Raw genomic sequence first — 18,103 nt, 5'->3', positions numbered from 1 at the left:
TGCTTTCTTCATTAGTTGGTTTCAGTAAACTATTCGATAGGAAATTGCAAATTCCTGCTTTTATGGAAAACTTTTGTATGACAACCTGACATACAGTTGATATAAAACTTTTCCATCATTACACTCTTCTTGTCTGAAACCGCTTATTTCGATATAGTTGGTTTGCAGTCTGACAGCAAAGGAGAGCGAGAGAATTGATTGTTGTATATACAGACGGGGCTTCCAAAGGAAACCCAGGCATCAGTGGCGCAGGCATCTATATGAAAGCGGGTGGAGAATCTTTCGACTATACGATTCCATTGGAGACCATGTCCAATCATGAGGCTGAGTTCCATGCGGTAATCAAAGCACTGGAAATTTGTAAGGAAAAGTTCGCAGGAGAAATACTTTCTTTTCGTTCAGATTCCAAAACGGTTGTAGATATCATTGAAAATGGCTCCACGAAAAACGTTCTATTTCAGCCTTTGATAACGAAAATCAATCTTCTGACAAAGTTTTTCCCATACTTTTTCATCAAATGGATTCCCGAAAAACAAAACGCTCATGCCGATCGCCTTGCAAAAAAAGCAATCCAGCAGCAAAACTGATCCATTTGCGCCAATCCTGAATTCGTTAGTCTCCAGTACCTCCGCGATTCTTAACACATAAGTAACCGACGGGGCTGTCCAAAAAGTCTTTCATAAGACATCGTGAACAGCCCCGTCTCAGCTTTCATCCAATTATTTTTTCAATTTAGGATTTTCCCTCTTCGCTTCTCTTACACGTTCCCTTCGAAAACCGCCGGCAATATCGGCCTGCTTGAATTCCTTCGTATACAACACTTCTTGCGCATCCGAAAGCTGTTTGTTTTTCGTTGGCTGATATTGTATATTTCGCATATTTTAAATTACTCCTTCTCGAAAAATTTGATTCCGTATACATTTTCCCGCTCCATAAAATATAAAACATCCGCCCAAAAAGATGTGAAGTCTTTCCATCAGGTAACATGCCCCTTTTTTGGTTAGTGATAGAAATCATTTGTCACGGTTATAGGCATTCGCCAATAGAATAAATAAAAAATATTTGACAGTAAAGATGAGGGGTGCACATATGCCAGCAATAACAGGAAAAGAATATATTCACCGCATAGATCAGCTAAAAACGGACTTATGGGTGGATGGCAGCCGGGTAAATGAAAAATTTTCGGAACATCCAGCATTAAAGGGGCTCATGAAAAGTCAAGCAGCATTATACGACCTGCAACATGATGAATCGTTAAAAGACGTTATGACCTTTGCCTCTCCGCTTAGCGGACAACGAGTTGGAATATCATATCTTCAGCCAAAAACGAAAAACGACTTAACCAAAAGGCGAAATATGATTCAAGAATGGGCTTGTTCGTCCAACGGCTTGATGGGAAGAAGCCCTGATTACATGAACACTGTTCTCATGGCTTTGGCATCATCAGCTGGTTTTCTGGAAGGGAAGGAAAATTGTTTTCCAGAGCATTTGATTCACTTTTTTGAATACGCCAGGGAAAATGATATTTCCATGACACATACATTTGTTAATCCACAAGTGAATCGTTCGGAATTCTATTTTGAAGACACAGATGAACCGATTGCAGCAAAGGTAGTGAATAAAACAGCGGACGGCATCATGATTAAAGGAGCCAGACTGCTGGCTACCCAGGGTGGAATCACTGATGAGATATTGGTATTTTCTGCAGGAGGAATCCAAGATAAAGCGAATGGATTTGCCTTCTCCATTCCAAGTAATAGTGAGGGATTGAAGTTTATTGCCAGAGAATCCTTCGTCGGCGGGAAATCAACATTCAACTATCCATTGAGTTCACGGTATGAGGAATTAGACGCGATTGTTGTTTTTGACGATGTACTTGTCCCATGGGAACGAGTGTTTTTTTATGATAATATCACGGTGTCCAACTCATTTATGCCCGCCAGCTCTTTCCTTCCTTTCACACAGCATCAAGCGGTATCCAGACAAATTATCAAAACAGAATTTATCCTCGGAGTGGTTCAAACTATCATCGAGACCATCAATATCGGTGAATACCAGCACGTTCAGGAAAAAGCTTCTGAAATCATTGTTTGCTTGGAGACAATGAAAGCATTGCTCATGCAATCAGAAGCAAAAGCAAAGGAAGACGAATGGGGATGGATGCGGCCAGACCACATGACATTGCAAGTAGCCTGTAACATATTTCCGAAAACTTATGCCAGGTTCGGAGAAATTATTCAGCAGCTTGGTGCTAGCGGATTGATGTCCATTCCTACTGAACGTGCGTTTTCGTCATCTCTAAGGAAAGATTTGGATCAATATTTGCAATCTAAATCAGATGATGCAGAAACCCGGGTAAAAATTTTCCGACTGGCCTGGGATCTTTCCATGAGTGCCTTCGGTACACGTGAAATGCAATATGAGCGATTCTTCTTTGGTGACCCAGTCAGGCTTGCCACTACATTATATCAGTCATATGATAAAGCCCCTTTTGTCAAGAAAGTTAAAGCTTTGTTGGAAAAAGCCTAGCAATAGATGACCATCTCCCACGATTTTCCGGGGACGATGGTTTTTTCATTATAACGCATACTTCCGCAACTGATTTATTGTTCAAATGAAAGCTTTCAAACAAATGATTTTCCTATCACTTTAAGGTGTATCTGTCCCGCAATAGGACATTGTATACCTTATAGTTTCCTTGATGTATATATCCGGTCTCCCTGGGATAGAATGTGGACAATATTATCTTAGGAGGTAGCTGACTATGACAGATAAACATTCAGATGATAACGATAAAGATAAAAAAGATGAATCTTCCAATGATATAACGGGGGAAAAACAAGATTTTGACCCGGACAGACGAAGGTTTCTGAAAAATACCGGGATGGTCGCCGGAGGTGTCATAGGCGGTTCTCTGCTTGGCGGGCTGCTTACCAATCAATTTTCTAAAGACCATCAGACGCAAAATCAATCCGCGAAAGAGAAAGCAGTCAATTACCAGCAAGCAAGGCAATTCTTTCATAGGTTGGATGATTTCGTCGTTTTAGAAGCTGCCGTAGAACGGATTTATCCCAAAGATGACCACGGACCAGGAGCGATTGAACTGGGTGTTCCCTATTTCATAGACAGCCAGCTTTCCGGACGCTGGGGGATCAATGGTGATGATTATCGCAATGCTCCTTTCAAGACAACTAAACATAAGAAAGGTCTGGGATCAACGGCACAAGCAGATCAATCTATGTTAGACCGGGGGCAAATATTTTTGCAGGGACTTCGTAAAATGAATCAGGAAAGCCAAAAACGTTTCAAAACATCCTATGATAAAGCTGATGAAAAACAACAGATTGAGATATTACAGGATTTTGAAGATGGAAAAATACCAATGAATGGGATTAATTCACAGGATTTTTTCGCGTTATTGCGGCAGTCGACACTAGAAGGTGCATACTCTGACCCGCTTTACGGAGGAAATAAAAATATGATGGGATGGGAAATGAAAGATTTCCCTGGCTCCCAGCCTTCGTACACCAATATTATCAGTAAAGAAGAATTCGTTAAAATCAAACCAATGAGTCTCACACAATATCAAGGACACTAGGAGGTGCAGCAGTGGTCACCAGGTTGAAAAAAGTAGACGCAGTCATTGTCGGATCCGGATGGTCCGGAGGCATCGCTGCCGCTGAATTAGCAAAAAAAGGATATCAAGTCGTTATCCTGGAACGTGGAGAAAATAAAAATAATACCGATTATATCGGTACGAAAGACGAACTGAGATATTCGCTGCGTTATGAGATGATGCAGCGTCTGAACAAAGAAACGCTGACTTCCAGAAGCAGCATAAATGATACGGCTCTGCCCGTTCGCAATAATAGCCACGCTCGTCTCGGTACGGACACCGGAGGAGCCGGCGTCCACTGGAATGGAATGAGTTTTCGCTGGCTGCCGTATGATTTCGAAATACGAAGCAAAACGATCGAACGCTACGGTAAAAACAAAATTCCTGAAAACTGCACTATTCAGGACTGGGGCATCACGTATGAAGAGTTGGAACCATATTACGACAAATTTGAAAAAACGGCAGGAATATCCGGTGAGGAAAACCCGATTGGTCCGAAGCGTTCGGATAAGTACCCCAATCCGCCAATGAAGGATACTTCTGTTACCCGCCTTTATAAAAAGGCTGCAAAAGATTTGGGGTACCATCCCTACTCGATCCCATCTGCCAATCTATCCAGACAGTATACCAATCCGGATGGCGAACAGATCAACGCTTGTATGTATTGTGCCTTCTGCGAAGAATACGGCTGTGATTTCGGGGCAAAATCAGATCCAATTATCACTGTGCTAGCTACAGCACAAAAAACTGGCAAATGTGACATCAGGAACAATGCTAATGCAACACGCGTGACTTATAGCGGGACGCGGGCTAATGGTGTCATTTTCACTGATACAACAACTGGAGATGAATACGAACAACCCGCTACCTTAGTCGTGCTTGCCGGATTTGTTTTCACCAATAACCGTCTGCTGCTGATGTCAAACATTGGAGAACCATATGATCCAAAAACAGGAAGAGGAATGATCGGCAAAAATTTCACAGGGCATTTTACGAACATATCCACTTATATCGGTGCAAGAGGATTCTTTGAAAAAAAGAAATTCAACCTGTATGCCGGCGCCGGCTCTCTCGGAGCGACCATAGATGATTTCAGCGGTGACAATGTTGACCATAGCAACCTCGATTTCCTGCACGGCTATGAAGTCCATTACACCCAGTTAGGAATGCGCCCGATTGCCAATAACCAAGTGCCAAAAGGGACTCCGATTTGGGGAAAAGAATTCAAGAAGAATTCCCTGCACTATACTAACCGTAATATATTCCTGACCCCGCAGACTGGTTTTTTGCCAAACAGGAATAGCTACATGGACCTGGACCCGACATATAAGGATTTTCTCGGCAATCCATTACTGCGTATCACATGTGAATACCAGGACTATGATATAAGCCGTGCACGCCATGGTGTCAACACTGCCAAAAAGATAGTGGAAAAAATGGGAGCGGACATAGTAGATGTGGACGATATTAAGGATGATGTCGTGTTTGACCACAAATTTTATACAGACCACTTTTTTGGAGGAGCAATCATGGGAGACAATCAAGGGAATTCTGCGGTAAATACGTACTCCCAAATGTGGGACATGGAAAACTTATTTGTTGTAGGCGGCTCTTCTTTTCCGCATAACAGCAACTATAATCCTACGGTGACCATAGGAGCTTTTGCCTACCGGGCAGCGGAAGGCATGGTCAATTACTTGAAAAATGGCGGTGGCGTCCTGACATGAAGCAGACATATATTTCCTTACTAAAATAAAATAATCAAGTTCCATGAAAACGCCGGTCTTCACGGCCCAACCAGTAAGAGCTGATTGATCATCATTCAGCTCTTTTTTTGATTGTTGAGATACTTGCACTATGCATTAGGTGTCATCCCCTATTTTAATGGGTATTGGTTATTATCATCTGTATTGAAGATTTGGAGGATCAACATGGAAAGTGAAAAATTATGGCTGAAGTTAAGAAGTAGTTTCTGGTTTTTACCTGCAATATACGGTTTGATTGCGATTGGCCTCGTATTTGCTGTCCATCATCTTGATTCCTGGCTGATTCATCAGCATAAAGTGCAATTACCCCAGGTGCTGCTGACCAGCAGTGATGTCGCAAAAGAATTATATTCAGCACTTGTCACTGCCATCCTAACCATGACGACAATCAGCATTTCTGTCATCATGGCCGTGCTTACTACCTATTCCTCGCAGTTCTCACCAAGGACATTGCAGGATTTCATGCGAAGCAGTTCCACACACCATGTTTTAGGTTTTTACAGCTTCGGATTCATTTTCGCATTATTGCATTTGATTTTAGTCGATAAAAACAGTTTAGTGATCGGTCCAATCATAATGGGACTGATTGCCATCATGATTTTGGGATTTTTCATTTACTTTATTCACTATTCTGCGCGATGGGTGCAGGTAAATCATTTGATTGCCAAAATACGCATGGATGGTTCACGTGTCATTCAAAATACGTACAAGCCCAGGGAGTATCTTGAATATTCCAATTGGAATGAAGAAGAAGTCAACAAAATAAAAAGAAAATGTACTGCAATGATACATGCTAAAAACCCCGGATACATCCAAACCATCGACTTTAAAAATCTGGTAGCTTGGTCACGGCAGCATAACGCCAGCCTCATTCTGAACGTGCAAGTCGGCGATTATGTTCTAGAAGACTATCCGTTATTGCATATCACCGTATCTGAAGATCAAAAACATACGAAAGAGCTGCATGAATATGTCATTATTGACAGTGAACGAACCGATATTTTAGACATCGAATTTTCATTGCAAAAGCTGGTTGATATCGCTTTAAGAGCAATTTCTCCAGCTATAAATGATCCGCATACCGCAATCAACTGTATCAACAGAATCGGTGAATTACTGCATGAGACTGGTAAAAATTATCGGGAAACCTACTATTTCGCAGATAAAGAAAAACAGCTTCGTGTCATTCATCATCCTAAAAAATTTGAAGACTATTTATATAAAAGTTTTTATCAAATCCGCCATTATGGCAAGGACGATATCTCTGTCATTTATGGCATCATGGAAGTTCTATACAAACTCTCGGTTGTCAGCAACAAAACCATCAAACAAAAGCTATGGGAGTTTCACTATTACATCACTGACGTAATTGAATGGGACTTCCTTTCAGAATTGGATCGACAGCACATGCAATGGATTTGTGACGCGTTCAAAGCCTGCCATCGAGAGGAAGACAGCCTTTCACTGAGCTAGGTATTAATCAATTGCAAAGCGAAACTGTCCCCGTTCTCCGTTTGGTTTAGCTTCATCATCCTTGTGGAATGAGTGTTGGAGAAGCTTTTAAGGAGGTATACATCATGAAAGCGCATCAACTTTACATGAATGGAGAATATACGGCATCTACAGAAAATGAGTGGCTGGATATCATCAATCCGTCCACCGAAGAAGTGATTTCCCAGGTGCCAAGAGGTACAGAGGAAGATGTCAACCGGGCGGTCCAGGCAGCATTCGATGCACAGAAAGCATGGGAGCTGACACCTAATATTGAACGTGGAAAGATTGTGCGTAAGCTAGGCGATGCCATTCAGGAAAATCGTGATACGTTTGTCGACTTGCTTCAGGAAGAACAAGGCAAAGACCATAATTTGGCGCAAGGGGAAGTAGATCTGGCAATTGATTATTTCCGCTATATGTCTGAATGGGCGCGTCGAATCGAAGGGGAAATCGTCCCGAGCGATCGTCCCAACGAAAATATTTATATTTATAAGAAACCAATTGGTGTTATCGCGGGTATCGTACCTTGGAATTTCCCAGTATTCATACTTGCAAGGAAAGTAGCCACTGCACTTGTATCCGGGTGCACCATTGTCTTGAAGCCAAGTCAGAAAACTCCCAATACGACAATGGCCTTCACAAAAATAGTGGATAGCATGCATGAAATCCCTAAGGGAGTCTACAATGTAGTGACCGGGACGGGTTCGGAAGTAGGAAACGCACTTGCTAAGCACGAGAAAGTCGCTATGGTGACAATGACAGGGAGCATACCGGCAGGGACAAAAGTGATGGAAGCTGCAGCTAAAAATATTACGAAAGTGAATCTGGAACTTGGCGGCAAGGCTCCGGCGATAGTAACCAAGCATGCTAATCTTGACATAGCCGTCGACAATATCGTCACTTCCCGTCTTGCGAACAATGGACAGGCATGTACGAATGCAGAACGCGTCTATGTTCAGGAAGATATTGCAGATGCGTTTACAGATAAGCTGAAGGAAAGCTTTGCAAACAAAACCATTGATGACCCAAGAAAAAACAAAGACGCCGACGTCGGTCCTTTAATCAGTAAAGACCGCTTGAAAACCGTAAGTGATATGGTGGAAAAAGCTAAAAAAGACGGCGCAAAGATCGTTACTGGGGGCAAACGGGCAGATTGTGAAAAAGGCTATTTTTACAAGCCGACAATCCTGACGAATGTATCCCATGATTCAGCAATTATGCAACAGGAAATTTTCGGTCCTGTCCTTCCAATCACAACCTTCCAAACACTGGATGAAGCAATTGAAAAAGGTAACGATACTGTTTACGGACTCTCATCCTCTGTTTATACAGACGATGTGAATGAGGCGATGAAAGTAGTCAATGAACTTAAATTCGGAGAAACATATGTCAATAGAGAAAATTTTGAGGCAGTACAGGGATATCATGCTGGTATGCGCAAATCTGGCCTTGGCGGCACAGATGGCAAACACGGATTAGAAGATTTCCTTGTCACGCAAGTGGTTTATATGCAATACGATAAAGATAAACAATAATACTGCAATAGCTCACCGGAGCAGGTTAAAACTGCTCCGGTGCCTTGCCTATTTTTATATTTAGTTTGTGGATATCGATTAGTTTCTTTTTTATGTTACCCGCCTTCTGTATTACTGTATAGCTCCCCGGTACTGGCATTATATTGTAATCCTTTCACCTCTCCCCTTTTTTTATCCCACCCAATAATTTTGATAAGGATAATATCTTTCTCACTATCCTTTGAGATCCCAAAGCTGTACCCGGTTTTCCATGTATCACTTGGATACAGTTTTGTGGCACTGATGGCTTTTTTTAAGAGTTCTGGTGAGTCAAACTTAACTTTTGATAAATCTGTAATAAAGTAACCCTTTGATAGGGGCGGAGCACCTTCATCCGTTACCTCGCCATGCGCATTGATCCTTCCATCGTGAATATTTACCAAAAAAGCTTCATCGGTGTTCGGTATGCCAAAAGTTATACTCCAAGATCTGCTTGTGCCATCAAACGCAGCTATTCCTTCATCACTGTCAACACTTTTGGCATCAATTAACGTAGCTCCCTTGTCCCATTTCACAGCGTCCGGATAAGCAAGCTTTATTGCTTGCATTAAAGTCAATTTAGCCGGTGATTTTTTAGTAGATCCTGTTTGCGTCCCCTGATGCATGCAACCGGTAAGTAACAGCAAAACAATGAATAGACTTACAAACAATGAATTTTTCATATGCTACCCTCGAGATATGATTGTTTTGGCATTGAATAAAGAAAAGTTTTCTACGTGCATGCCACTGAGAAATCCACGCATCCTTTAGCTAAATGTCTGGATTTTTAAAGTAAACACTTCTACATTTATATATGAAAAACCTTTACTTTATTCAAATTTTCTTTCAGCAAATAGAGACATATTACAATGAAAGTGAACCGAAGGGGCTAACCTGCTTGAAAAAATAATATGTCATCAATCAATGATTTCGAGAGGATGGACACATATGAAAAATACCATTTTACGCCAAGTACAATAAACGAACGCTTTTTTAAGGATAGTATTGGTTTACCATACGCAAGAGCCGATCCGCCTTTTCAGATGACACATTTTCAGACAGTCTCGCACCAGCCATAATGGGGCCCATGTAAAGATGTCCTCTTTTGTTAGACCACTATTCTCACAATATATTTGCAAACACCTCTCTGCTAATACCTCTGAAAACTGCGTTTATACCTTTCCCCTTCCTCAACCACAGATCCATTGCCAGATTGGCATTATCCGCCGTTACCCGTCTTTACCAAGCTCATATACTACTGTAATACAAATGATAAAGGTGGAGCTGATAGTGACTAAATTAACTGGAAGGATTGTACAGCGTGGTGATCCGAGCTATCCGGAAGCCCGCAAAAATTTCAACCTATATTATGAAATGTTTCCAAGAGCAATCGTATTTTGCCAGGAGGAAAAGGATGTTTTGAACGCACTAAAATATGTACGGGAGAATAAAATCCCTTTCCGCATAAGAAGTGGGAGGCATAGTTATCAAAATTTCTCATTACTAAATAATGGCATTGTTATCGATATCAGTGAATTGAACGCAATAAAGGTAAATCCCTCAAAGGACATTGCGGTCATGCAAGCAGGTTGTGAACTGGGGCATGTCTATCATACACTTTGGCAACACGGACGTACAATTCCCAGCGGCATTCAATCAACTACAGGTAGTGCGATCCCTGCCGGAACCCAGTCAACTGTTGGCATCGCAGGGCTGACATTAGGCGGAGGAATTGGTTACTTATCCAGGGTGTTTGGATTAACTTGTGACAACCTCCTGAATGTGCGAATCATCGTACCGAAAGGAAAGTACGATGTGAAAGTCGTAGAAGCAAATAAAATGAAGAATAGCGAACTATTTTGGGCATGCCGTGGCGGCGGAGGGGGAAATTTCGGTATCGTGACGGAGTTCAAATTTCGTATACACCCCATTAAAAACGTATCCATTTTCCAGACTGAGTGGGATTTTGACCAATTGGAAACTGCATTCGATAGATGGCAGCGCTGGGCTCCTTTCACAGATCGCAGGTTAACTTCAAGCATTGAACTTAGAGCCAAAAGCGAAAATACAATCTTGGCGCTGGGACAGTTCCTCGGCGCAGAAGGTGAACTGAAAAAATTGATTCTCCCCCTTGTAAAAGACACTTCTGCTAGAAAAATCCAAGTAGGGACAGTACCTTTTAATAAGGCAATTAACTTTTTCAACAATCCTGCTGGAAATATTCCTTCTTATTTTAAACGATCTGGATCGTATATCTACGAACCCCTTCCCAGGGATGGCATCCAAATAATGAAAAAATTCCTTGAACATGCGCCAAATAAAAATACAGCGATCTGGCAACAATCGTTGGCAGGTGCTGTACAAGATAAAGAACCATCTGAAACGGCTTATTATCATAGGGATGCATTAATTGCGCAAGAATATAACACGAGATGGGTAAACCGCATGGAGGCAAGAGAAAATGTACAATGGGTTTTCGCATTAAGAGAAAACTTGAAGCCTTACACGCAAGGGGATTATGTCAATTGGCCAGATATCTCCATCCGTGATTGGCCAATAACATACTACGGTCAAAATTTCGATCGATTAAGAGAAATAAAAACAAATGTAGACCCTATGAATGTGTTCCGATTTCCGCAAAGCATCCCACCCTTTACGTAATGATAGTGGCGTAAACAAGAGCCTCTCTTACTATAGAGGGCCTTGTTCCACTTTTTAAATTTACTGCTCTTACTGCCAAGAAACCTCTACAGGCAATATCATCTCGATCGTTTCCTGGTATGTCTGTCTTTCGTTTTCCTTCATCCAAATATGGATCACACCATTATCTTCATTGCTGCGGATTAGCCTTCCTATACCCTGCCGCAATCGCAGCAGCATATAAGCTGTGTCAACTTCCTGTTCGGGGTGTGCGGCATGTTTCCTTTTTGCCTCAAAGACTGGATCCTTTGGTGGAAATGGCAGTGATGAAATAATCACTTGTCTCAGTGACTCCCCTGGTATATCCAATCCTTCCCAAAGACGGCAAGCACATAATACAGCTGTCTCGTCTGATTGAAACCGCCGTATTGTTTCACTTATCTCCTGGTCTCCTTCATATAGTATTGCAAAAGGAAACACACGATCTGCCGCCCATTGACGATATGCCTTCATTTCTTCTGCAGTTGAAAATAGAATCAGGGATCTGCCACCGGTTTCCGTTAGTTGCTCACCAAATTTCGCCCACTTCACTTCTTGATCCACATCTATATATCCGTTGATGTTCATTTGCCTCTCATAGTCAAATGGAGAAGCAACCGAAAATGAGTCGAATTCCTGAATACCTAAACTGTTCGCCAGATAAGAAAAGTCGCCAGCTTGTGATAATGTCGCTGATGAAAATATAAAGGGGATATTCTGTGAAAACACCTCTCTTTTCAAAACATCCTCCACGAGCCGTGGCATAATCACAAGATTTGTAGATGTTTCAGTATCCTCCAGCCAATAAATTCCCTCGTCATCTTTTAGTAGAATAGATAAGCCATACGAGAAAAATTCCAAGTATTCCTCGATAATTTTCACATAATAGTCTTCTATGGTGAATAATTCTGCATCGAAAACAAGCTGCTCCAGTAATTGCCCCACTTTTTTATGCAGATCTCCAGCCATCTCAATCATTTCCGGTGAAAAATCAATCTCCTGACGATTTGATCCGATAACTGCCGTGGAATTTTGACCAAGTAATTGGAACCATTCATCATTTATAGTTAAAATATCTTCAACCAGATAGAGCGATTCTTCTCTTACATCCTGTCCCATATAGCCTGTTAATACATTGGATAACGTCTCAAGATTATAGCGGTATGTCAATCCCTTTTGTGCAGCGAACTCCAGTAAATGGCCTTCATCAAAAACAACACAGCTCGACTCTGGCAGCAAAGGCATTTGCCCTTCACGTTTTCGGGATTCCTTCGTCCACACATGCTCCATGTAAAAATCATGCGAACAGATGATGACATCCGTTGCATGCCGGTAGTATTCCCTGTTTAATGTTTGCCCGCTCCGATGACGCCATTCACATGTAGAACACTGCTGCAGGGAATCCCAAGCAATCTTTTCCCATGTCGCGTCGGATACCCATGGATATTCTTTACGGTCTCCATAGCGCTCAAAGGATCTTAATCTAGCGCCAGTATCATAAACAAAATCCGGAATTTCATCATGAACCCGAAGTACCTCTTCATTATTCGTCCTATTGGCAAGCGGATCAAGTTTTTTCATACACACATAGTTTTCCCTTGCTTTAGCCAATCGCACATCAACGTTCAGACCCAGCGCCTTTTCCAGCTTGTCGATATCTCCATTCTTTTTCACAAGCTGCTCAATTAATGTTTCATCTGCACAAGAAATAATTGCCGGTTTTCCACGATGGCGTGCATAGCAAATGGCATATAACAAATATACAAGTGTCTTCCCTGTCCCCACTCCTGCTTCCGCAAAGATAGTCCGTTTATTTTTAAAAGCTTTTTCCAATTGAAAGGCCATATAAATTTGCTCATCTCGAAGCTCATAGCCCTGTTCCGGTAAGATATCATAAAAAACATCACCTACATAATCGCCTAATCGGTCAAAGAAATTTTCCGTTTTTGACACTGTAAATGGGATTGGTTGACTTTTCATTATTGCAGACTCCTCTAACTCTTCGATAAAAAAGCTATTATACGTGATCTTTCCATTCCTGTCACGAAATCTATTACATCAAAAAGTAAAAAGCATCGTTTCATTTTTCCCAATATCACGATGCGCACTTATATATCTATTTTTTTGTGGGATTACATTCATGTTATCCCCTGCAATCAGATTCTGCTTGATCCAGCTGGATGATTGACTCGATAACGAGATCCGGTCTATCTAAATATATTGCATGGCTGGATTTTCGGGCGAATACCAAGTTACTGCGTACAGACAAGTTTGCTTGCTCAGAGATAAGTTCTTGCCATTTCTCCTCGAAATGTCTCAACTCCCATTCCGGATATCCTGCATCCTTGCCAAGACTGATGCAATGTTCTTTATCCCGTCCAATGACAGTTAGCGGAATGTCCGGAAATTCACCCAGATACTTTATTATTTCAGCATCCCTTTCCCATTGCTGTATCTCAGAGCTCATCGCTTTATACAGTGAGGGATTTATTAGAAATGTCTTCAGTCTAGCTTGCACAGCCTTCGGAAATCGTGTTTGTTTTTCAGAGAGGGAAGGACTTATTATTTTTCGTAGTTCCGCCGTGGACATCGATGCATATGCTTTACAGTTTTCAAACCAAACTTCATCTTCCCTGTCTAAAACAGGTAACCTTAATTCGTCTAATATCTTAAATCAACTGATGTAGCATCAACCAATACCAGTCCTTTTGTATAATGAGGATATAATTTAACAAAGTGCTGCGCACACAAGCCGCCATAAGAATGACCTGCCAAAATCACAGGCTCCGAAATCTTCAGATACAACATTAAACTCATTAGATCCTCTACAGTTGCTTCTGTATTTCGGATTTCATTCCCTAATTCACTTTCACCAAGTCCTTGTCTGTGGAACAAAATTACCTTATTCGTTTTACATAAGTGTTCTGTAACCTCATACCAATCATCAAAGGAACAACCCATACCTGGCAAAATGAATATTGGTGTACCATTGCTGCCTTTTTGGAAAACCTCTATTTTACTGCCATTTATTTCGATTAAAGGCATATGATATCCCCCGAGTATTTTCTTTATAACATTTCATTTCTTATCGAATCCTAAATCAACCCACGAAGTTTCCAGCATATCCTGGGTAATTCGGGTGAGAATATCTAATTCGCTTTGCTTGTACTTACTGAGAAAGCGGATGACATTTTTTTCAATTTCCTGATGCAGATCACGATGCAGATAAAAAAGTTCCTTTCCAAGAGCTGTTGTATGAAATATTCTTTCCTTTTTATTGTTAGGACGGGTAGATGAGTTGATTAGTTGTTTATCGGCTAATCGTCTGGTGGCTTTCGATACAGTTCCTTTCGGGATATTCATTTTCTGAGATATGGTAATCCCGTTTACTGGTTCTAATTGGCCAATAGCTTCCAGGACATGTAACATGCTAACCGTTATTTCCTTTAAAACTTCTTTCAATGCTGGATTCGTGCAATGGTGCAGCATCCACTGTATTTCCTCATCATCACCTTCAACATTCCATTTCTGAATCAACTTTCCACTTAAAGTCAATAGCTCTAGGATTATTGCTTCTTTATCATTGTATGAGTCTTTGCCAAATGGACGGTTCATGGGGATCCCCCTTCATTGCTTGGTCAGTTTAGTATATCATAACTTGAACGAGTTATTGTTTCCTTGAAACTATTTGACAGAGCGTTCTCTTTCCTTTAACATTGTTTCCAGGAAACTATATTGAAGGAGGAAGATTTTTTGGATACAATCAGAATGAGAAAAGTTGCGCGTATTTATGAATATGGCAGCCCCCAAGTCATTCAGGTGGAGGATCAGCCTGTTCCAATACCACTTCAGGGAGAAGTACTTGTGCGTATGAAATTGGCATCCGTAAATTTTTTGGATATCCAAATGCGCAGAGGCGATCTCGTTAACCAGAAGTTTTATAGTTCAACGGAATTACAGGAAAGCAATCTGCCAATTGATTTAGGTAGTCAAGGTGTTGGTGTTGTCGAAGAAATTGGTCCAGACGTGACTGATGTGGCAATTGGTGACCGTGTTGTTTGTACTGGAAGCAATACGTATGCCTCCTATAATACTTTTTCGGCTAACCGATTAATTCCTATTCCAAGTTCAATAAGTATGGAAGACGCAGCTGCAGGATTCCTACAAGGTTTCCTTGCCTGGGCATTTACACATAAGGCCTACCCTGTGCAACCCGAAGATTGGTGTCTGGTTCAGGCAGCTGCAGGCGGACTTGGCTTGTTAATTTGTCAGATGATCAAGCTTCGTCAGGGAAAAGTGGTTGGTGTCACATCATCAGAAAAAAAGGCTGAATTTGTGAGAGAAACTGGAGAGGCAGATGAAGTTATCATTTCCTCACAAACAGATATTTTGAAAGCAGTCAGGCACATAACAGAAGGAAAAGGCGTAAATGCTGTTTATGATGGGGTAGGAAAAGATACATTTGAAACAAATCTGGACGCTCTTACTCTCGGAGGTTATCTTATCATGTATGGGCAAGCAAGTGGATATGTTCCCCCGTTCGATCTGATGAAGCTGCAAGAGAAAGGGTCTATTTTTCTAACACGTACCAATGGTTTGCCCTATATGAAGCATTGGATGGAATATCAACGTGATTTTGTTAAATGGATGAAAAACGAAAAACTCAAGCTGAAAATCGACCATATTTATCCACTGACAGAGGTTGCCACGGCCCATGAAGCAATGGAGGCGAGAAAGACCAGTGGCAGAGTATTATTGAAAATGTAAATCAGCGTACCGTTTTGCAGGTTTTTTGAACAAAAAAGTTAAAGCTATGGGAACAGTGTGGGAGAAGAGCACGCCCGTCGCCCTTCTCACACTGTTTCGTTTCTATTTTCTAATAAGAGCCTCATTTCATCTTATTCATCACTTCTTTTGTCGCCTGTTCAATGAGTTTATCATTCGTTTTAGCGTCCTTTTTATCATGGCTGGAAAAAATGGCAATTACGATTGGTTTTTCTTTTGGCGGCCAGACAATAGCAATGTCATTACGCGTCCCAAATGACGCTGTCCCGGATTTATCTGCCACCTTCCAATCTTTTGGTACCCCTGCCCGAATTAACGTATCCCCAGTGGTGTTTCGCTCTAACCAGTCGTTTAAAAGGAGTCGTTTTTCTTTTGCAAGTGCATCCCCAAGTGTGAAAGCTTGGAGGCTTGCAGCCATTGCCTTCGGTGTGCTTGTATCATGAATTTCACCAGGTTTGACATCATTCAACTCTGGCTCAAAGCGCTCAGGGTCAGTGACATGATCACCGATCTTCCGAAGTGATTTCTTCAACGCCTCAGGGCCGCCCAGCTCCTTTAGCAGAAGGTTATCTGCTGTATTGTCACTGTAACGGAGGGAGGCATCACAAAGTTCTTTAAGTGTCATCCCTGTTTCAACATGTTTCTCCGTAACCGGATTATAATTCACAAGGTCTTTCTGTGTATAAAAGATTCTTTTGTTAAGATCCTCCACTGTATTTTGCTGTAACAATGCCCCGACAGTAAATACCTTATGTGTGGATGCGTAAGGGAAACGTTCTTCTGGCCGGTAGCTTACCGTTTTCCCTGAACCGGTATCAAGGGCGAAAACGCCCAGTCTGGCATCAAATTTTTCTTCCAATTTGGCAAAACCATCTTTTTTTTGCTTTTGTTGTGCAGAGCTTGTACTTGTATTATCCTCCGTCCAACCCGCAAGCATCAAACATGATAAAAGCAATAAAGGTATCATTTTTTTCAATCTGCATATCCGAATCAATTTCATTGCACATAACCCTTTCATATCGTTTTTTAATTTCATCCCTATTTAAGATGTTTCTCTGTTCTTCGTTTGAAATCTACAGTGGCGTACTAATAACTCTCATTGCACTGCCTTCGAGCAAACAAAAAAAGATGGGATATACTTAAATACTACATATGTAGTTTTAAAATGTCAAATCATTCTTTTATTAAACTATTGGGATGGAATCCGTAAAACGAAATACCTGCAGCAAAATTAATAGCTGAACCCTTTTTTGGATTCAGCCCAGATTATAGCTTGTAAGAGCATTTTTCTTAGAATCAATGAATATTTTTCTTCTTAAACGAACCGCCCTTTACCTCGGATGTATCATAGACAGTCACAAAAGCATTTTCGTCAACTTCCTGGATGATTTCCTTCATTTTACTATCTTCCAGACGGTTTATCACACAGGTGATTTCTTTAAAGCGTTCATTGCTGTAACCACCTTGTACCAGTTGATAAGTCGCTCCCCGGCCAAGTCGGTCACGGATTGTCTCTACCAGCACTTCAGGCTGGATAGTAATGATCTTATAGGTTTTCGAACCGCTTAAACCTTCCTCGACAATGTGTATGACCTTTGAAGCAATGAAATATGCAATCCCTGATAAGATAGCTCCTTGCAGACCGAATACCGTGGAGACAATAATAAACACGAACATGTTTAAAAATAAGATGAGATCGCTTGTCCCGAAAGGCAATTTTCGAGACAACAGCACTGCTAACATATCAATGCCGTCTAACGCCCCGCCATTTCGCAACGCAAGCCCCATACCAAAACCAATGATGATACCTCCAACAACTGTTATTAACAACGTATCTCCTTCTACAATGGTAGGTATATGATGCATGACGCTAGTACCAACTGCCAACGATACAATGCCTAAAACCGAAAAAATGGCGAAACTTTTACCTATTTGTTTATATCCCAAGTATACAAACGGGATATTCAGCAAAGCAATGAGAAGCCCCAGTGGCAGTCCCATTAATTGCGAACCGACAATACTCAGACCTGTCACTCCTCCATCAGAGACATTGTTCGGAATCAATACGGCTTCAAGACCATATGCTGTCACAAAGGCTCCGATGATAACCAGCAATCCTCGTGATGCGATGAAAAGTTTTTTGCGTTTTTTCCTTGTCATTTTTCCCATTGTCATTTCCTCGCTTCAAAATTTCTCTGTTTGTCTTTAAA

The 18,103-nt window shown here is 41.3% G+C and carries 16 protein-coding genes; 8 read left to right on the top strand and 8 right to left on the bottom strand.

From position 1 onward, the window contains the following. Positions 1-194 precede the first annotated feature (194 nt). The gene (locus ACFSMW_RS19640; RefSeq protein ID WP_390358008.1) at positions 195-587 is read left to right on the top strand and encodes a ribonuclease HI family protein; all 393 of its coding nucleotides are present in this window, start codon (positions 195-197) and stop codon (positions 585-587) included. Positions 588-719: 132 nt separating this feature from the next. On the opposite strand, the gene ACFSMW_RS19635 is transcribed toward ACFSMW_RS19640, so the two are convergent. After that, positions 720-878, bottom strand: a complete 159-nt coding sequence (locus ACFSMW_RS19635) for a YfhE family protein (protein ID WP_390358007.1) — start codon at positions 876-878, stop codon at positions 720-722. Positions 879-1,089: 211 nt separating this feature from the next. Here ACFSMW_RS19635 and hpaB point away from each other — a divergent pair, with 211 nt between their 5' ends. The 5 genes from hpaB (at position 1,090) to aldA (ending at position 8,411) form a co-directional block, all read left to right on the top strand. Further along, positions 1,090-2,529 (top strand): 4-hydroxyphenylacetate 3-monooxygenase, oxygenase component, encoded by a 1,440-nt coding sequence (hpaB, locus tag ACFSMW_RS19630; protein ID WP_390358006.1) that lies wholly within the window; start codon positions 1,090-1,092, stop codon positions 2,527-2,529. A 235-nt stretch (positions 2,530-2,764) separates the two neighbouring features. Beyond that, positions 2,765-3,598 carry a gluconate 2-dehydrogenase subunit 3 family protein gene (locus ACFSMW_RS19625; RefSeq protein WP_390358005.1) on the top strand — a complete coding sequence of 278 codons (834 nt, stop codon included), beginning with the start codon at positions 2,765-2,767 and terminating at the stop codon, positions 3,596-3,598. An 11-nt stretch (positions 3,599-3,609) separates the two neighbouring features. Then, positions 3,610-5,343: a GMC family oxidoreductase gene (locus tag ACFSMW_RS19620; protein WP_390358004.1), complete on the top strand. Its 1,734-nt coding sequence runs from the start codon at positions 3,610-3,612 to the stop codon at positions 5,341-5,343. A 204-nt stretch (positions 5,344-5,547) separates the two neighbouring features. After that, a complete protein-coding gene (locus ACFSMW_RS19615) occupies positions 5,548-6,855 on the top strand; it encodes a DUF2254 domain-containing protein (RefSeq protein WP_390358003.1) in 1,308 nt (435 codons plus the stop codon). 104 nt (positions 6,856-6,959) lie between these two features. After that, positions 6,960-8,411 carry an aldehyde dehydrogenase gene (gene aldA, locus ACFSMW_RS19610; RefSeq protein ID WP_390358002.1) on the top strand — a complete coding sequence of 484 codons (1,452 nt, stop codon included), beginning with the start codon at positions 6,960-6,962 and terminating at the stop codon, positions 8,409-8,411. A gap of 95 nt (positions 8,412-8,506) precedes the next feature. On the opposite strand, the gene ACFSMW_RS19605 is transcribed toward aldA, so the two are convergent. Beyond that, a complete protein-coding gene (locus ACFSMW_RS19605; RefSeq protein WP_390358001.1) occupies positions 8,507-9,112 on the bottom strand; it encodes a hypothetical protein in 606 nt (201 codons plus the stop codon). Positions 9,113-9,698: 586 nt separating this feature from the next. On the opposite strand from ACFSMW_RS19605, the gene ACFSMW_RS19600 reads away from it, so the two are divergent. Then, complete coding sequence (locus ACFSMW_RS19600) at positions 9,699-11,090, top strand: FAD-binding oxidoreductase (RefSeq protein ID WP_390358000.1); 1,392 nt, start codon at positions 9,699-9,701, stop codon at positions 11,088-11,090. Between the two features lie 69 nt (positions 11,091-11,159). Here the strand turns inward: ACFSMW_RS19600 and ACFSMW_RS19595 are convergent, their stop codons facing one another. The 4 genes from ACFSMW_RS19595 to ACFSMW_RS19580 all read right to left on the bottom strand — a co-directional run bounded on the left by ACFSMW_RS19595 (position 11,160) and on the right by ACFSMW_RS19580 (position 14,723). Then, positions 11,160-13,088: an ATP-dependent DNA helicase gene (locus ACFSMW_RS19595; protein WP_390357999.1), complete on the bottom strand. Its 1,929-nt coding sequence runs from the start codon at positions 13,086-13,088 to the stop codon at positions 11,160-11,162. A 163-nt stretch (positions 13,089-13,251) separates the two neighbouring features. Further along, positions 13,252-13,626, bottom strand: coding sequence for a hypothetical protein (locus ACFSMW_RS19590; RefSeq protein ID WP_390357998.1), 375 nt, complete (start codon positions 13,624-13,626; stop codon positions 13,252-13,254). A gap of 143 nt (positions 13,627-13,769) precedes the next feature. Next, positions 13,770-14,153 (bottom strand): alpha/beta fold hydrolase, encoded by a 384-nt coding sequence (locus ACFSMW_RS19585; RefSeq protein ID WP_390357997.1) that lies wholly within the window; start codon positions 14,151-14,153, stop codon positions 13,770-13,772. Between the two features lie 33 nt (positions 14,154-14,186). Next, positions 14,187-14,723, bottom strand: coding sequence for a MarR family transcriptional regulator (locus tag ACFSMW_RS19580; protein WP_390357996.1), 537 nt, complete (start codon positions 14,721-14,723; stop codon positions 14,187-14,189). A 138-nt stretch (positions 14,724-14,861) separates the two neighbouring features. Between ACFSMW_RS19580 and ACFSMW_RS19575 the strand changes: the two genes are divergently transcribed. After that, complete coding sequence (locus ACFSMW_RS19575; RefSeq protein WP_390357995.1) at positions 14,862-15,875, top strand: quinone oxidoreductase family protein; 1,014 nt, start codon at positions 14,862-14,864, stop codon at positions 15,873-15,875. Positions 15,876-15,996: 121 nt separating this feature from the next. Here ACFSMW_RS19575 and bla read toward each other — a convergent pair whose 3' ends face one another. Together bla and ACFSMW_RS19565 are read right to left on the bottom strand one after the other, a co-directional pair. Beyond that, the gene (gene bla / locus ACFSMW_RS19570; RefSeq protein ID WP_390357994.1) at positions 15,997-16,893 is read right to left on the bottom strand and encodes a class A beta-lactamase; all 897 of its coding nucleotides are present in this window, start codon (positions 16,891-16,893) and stop codon (positions 15,997-15,999) included. 296 nt (positions 16,894-17,189) lie between these two features. Beyond that, positions 17,190-18,062, bottom strand: a complete 873-nt coding sequence (locus ACFSMW_RS19565) for a YitT family protein (protein ID WP_390357993.1) — start codon at positions 18,060-18,062, stop codon at positions 17,190-17,192. Positions 18,063-18,103 lie beyond the last annotated feature (41 nt).

This window comes from Tigheibacillus halophilus (genome assembly GCF_042683165.1).
GTDB lineage: Bacteria > Bacillota > Bacilli > Bacillales > Amphibacillaceae > Tigheibacillus > Tigheibacillus halophilus.
This window is presented reverse-complemented; position numbering and strand designations above follow the sequence as displayed.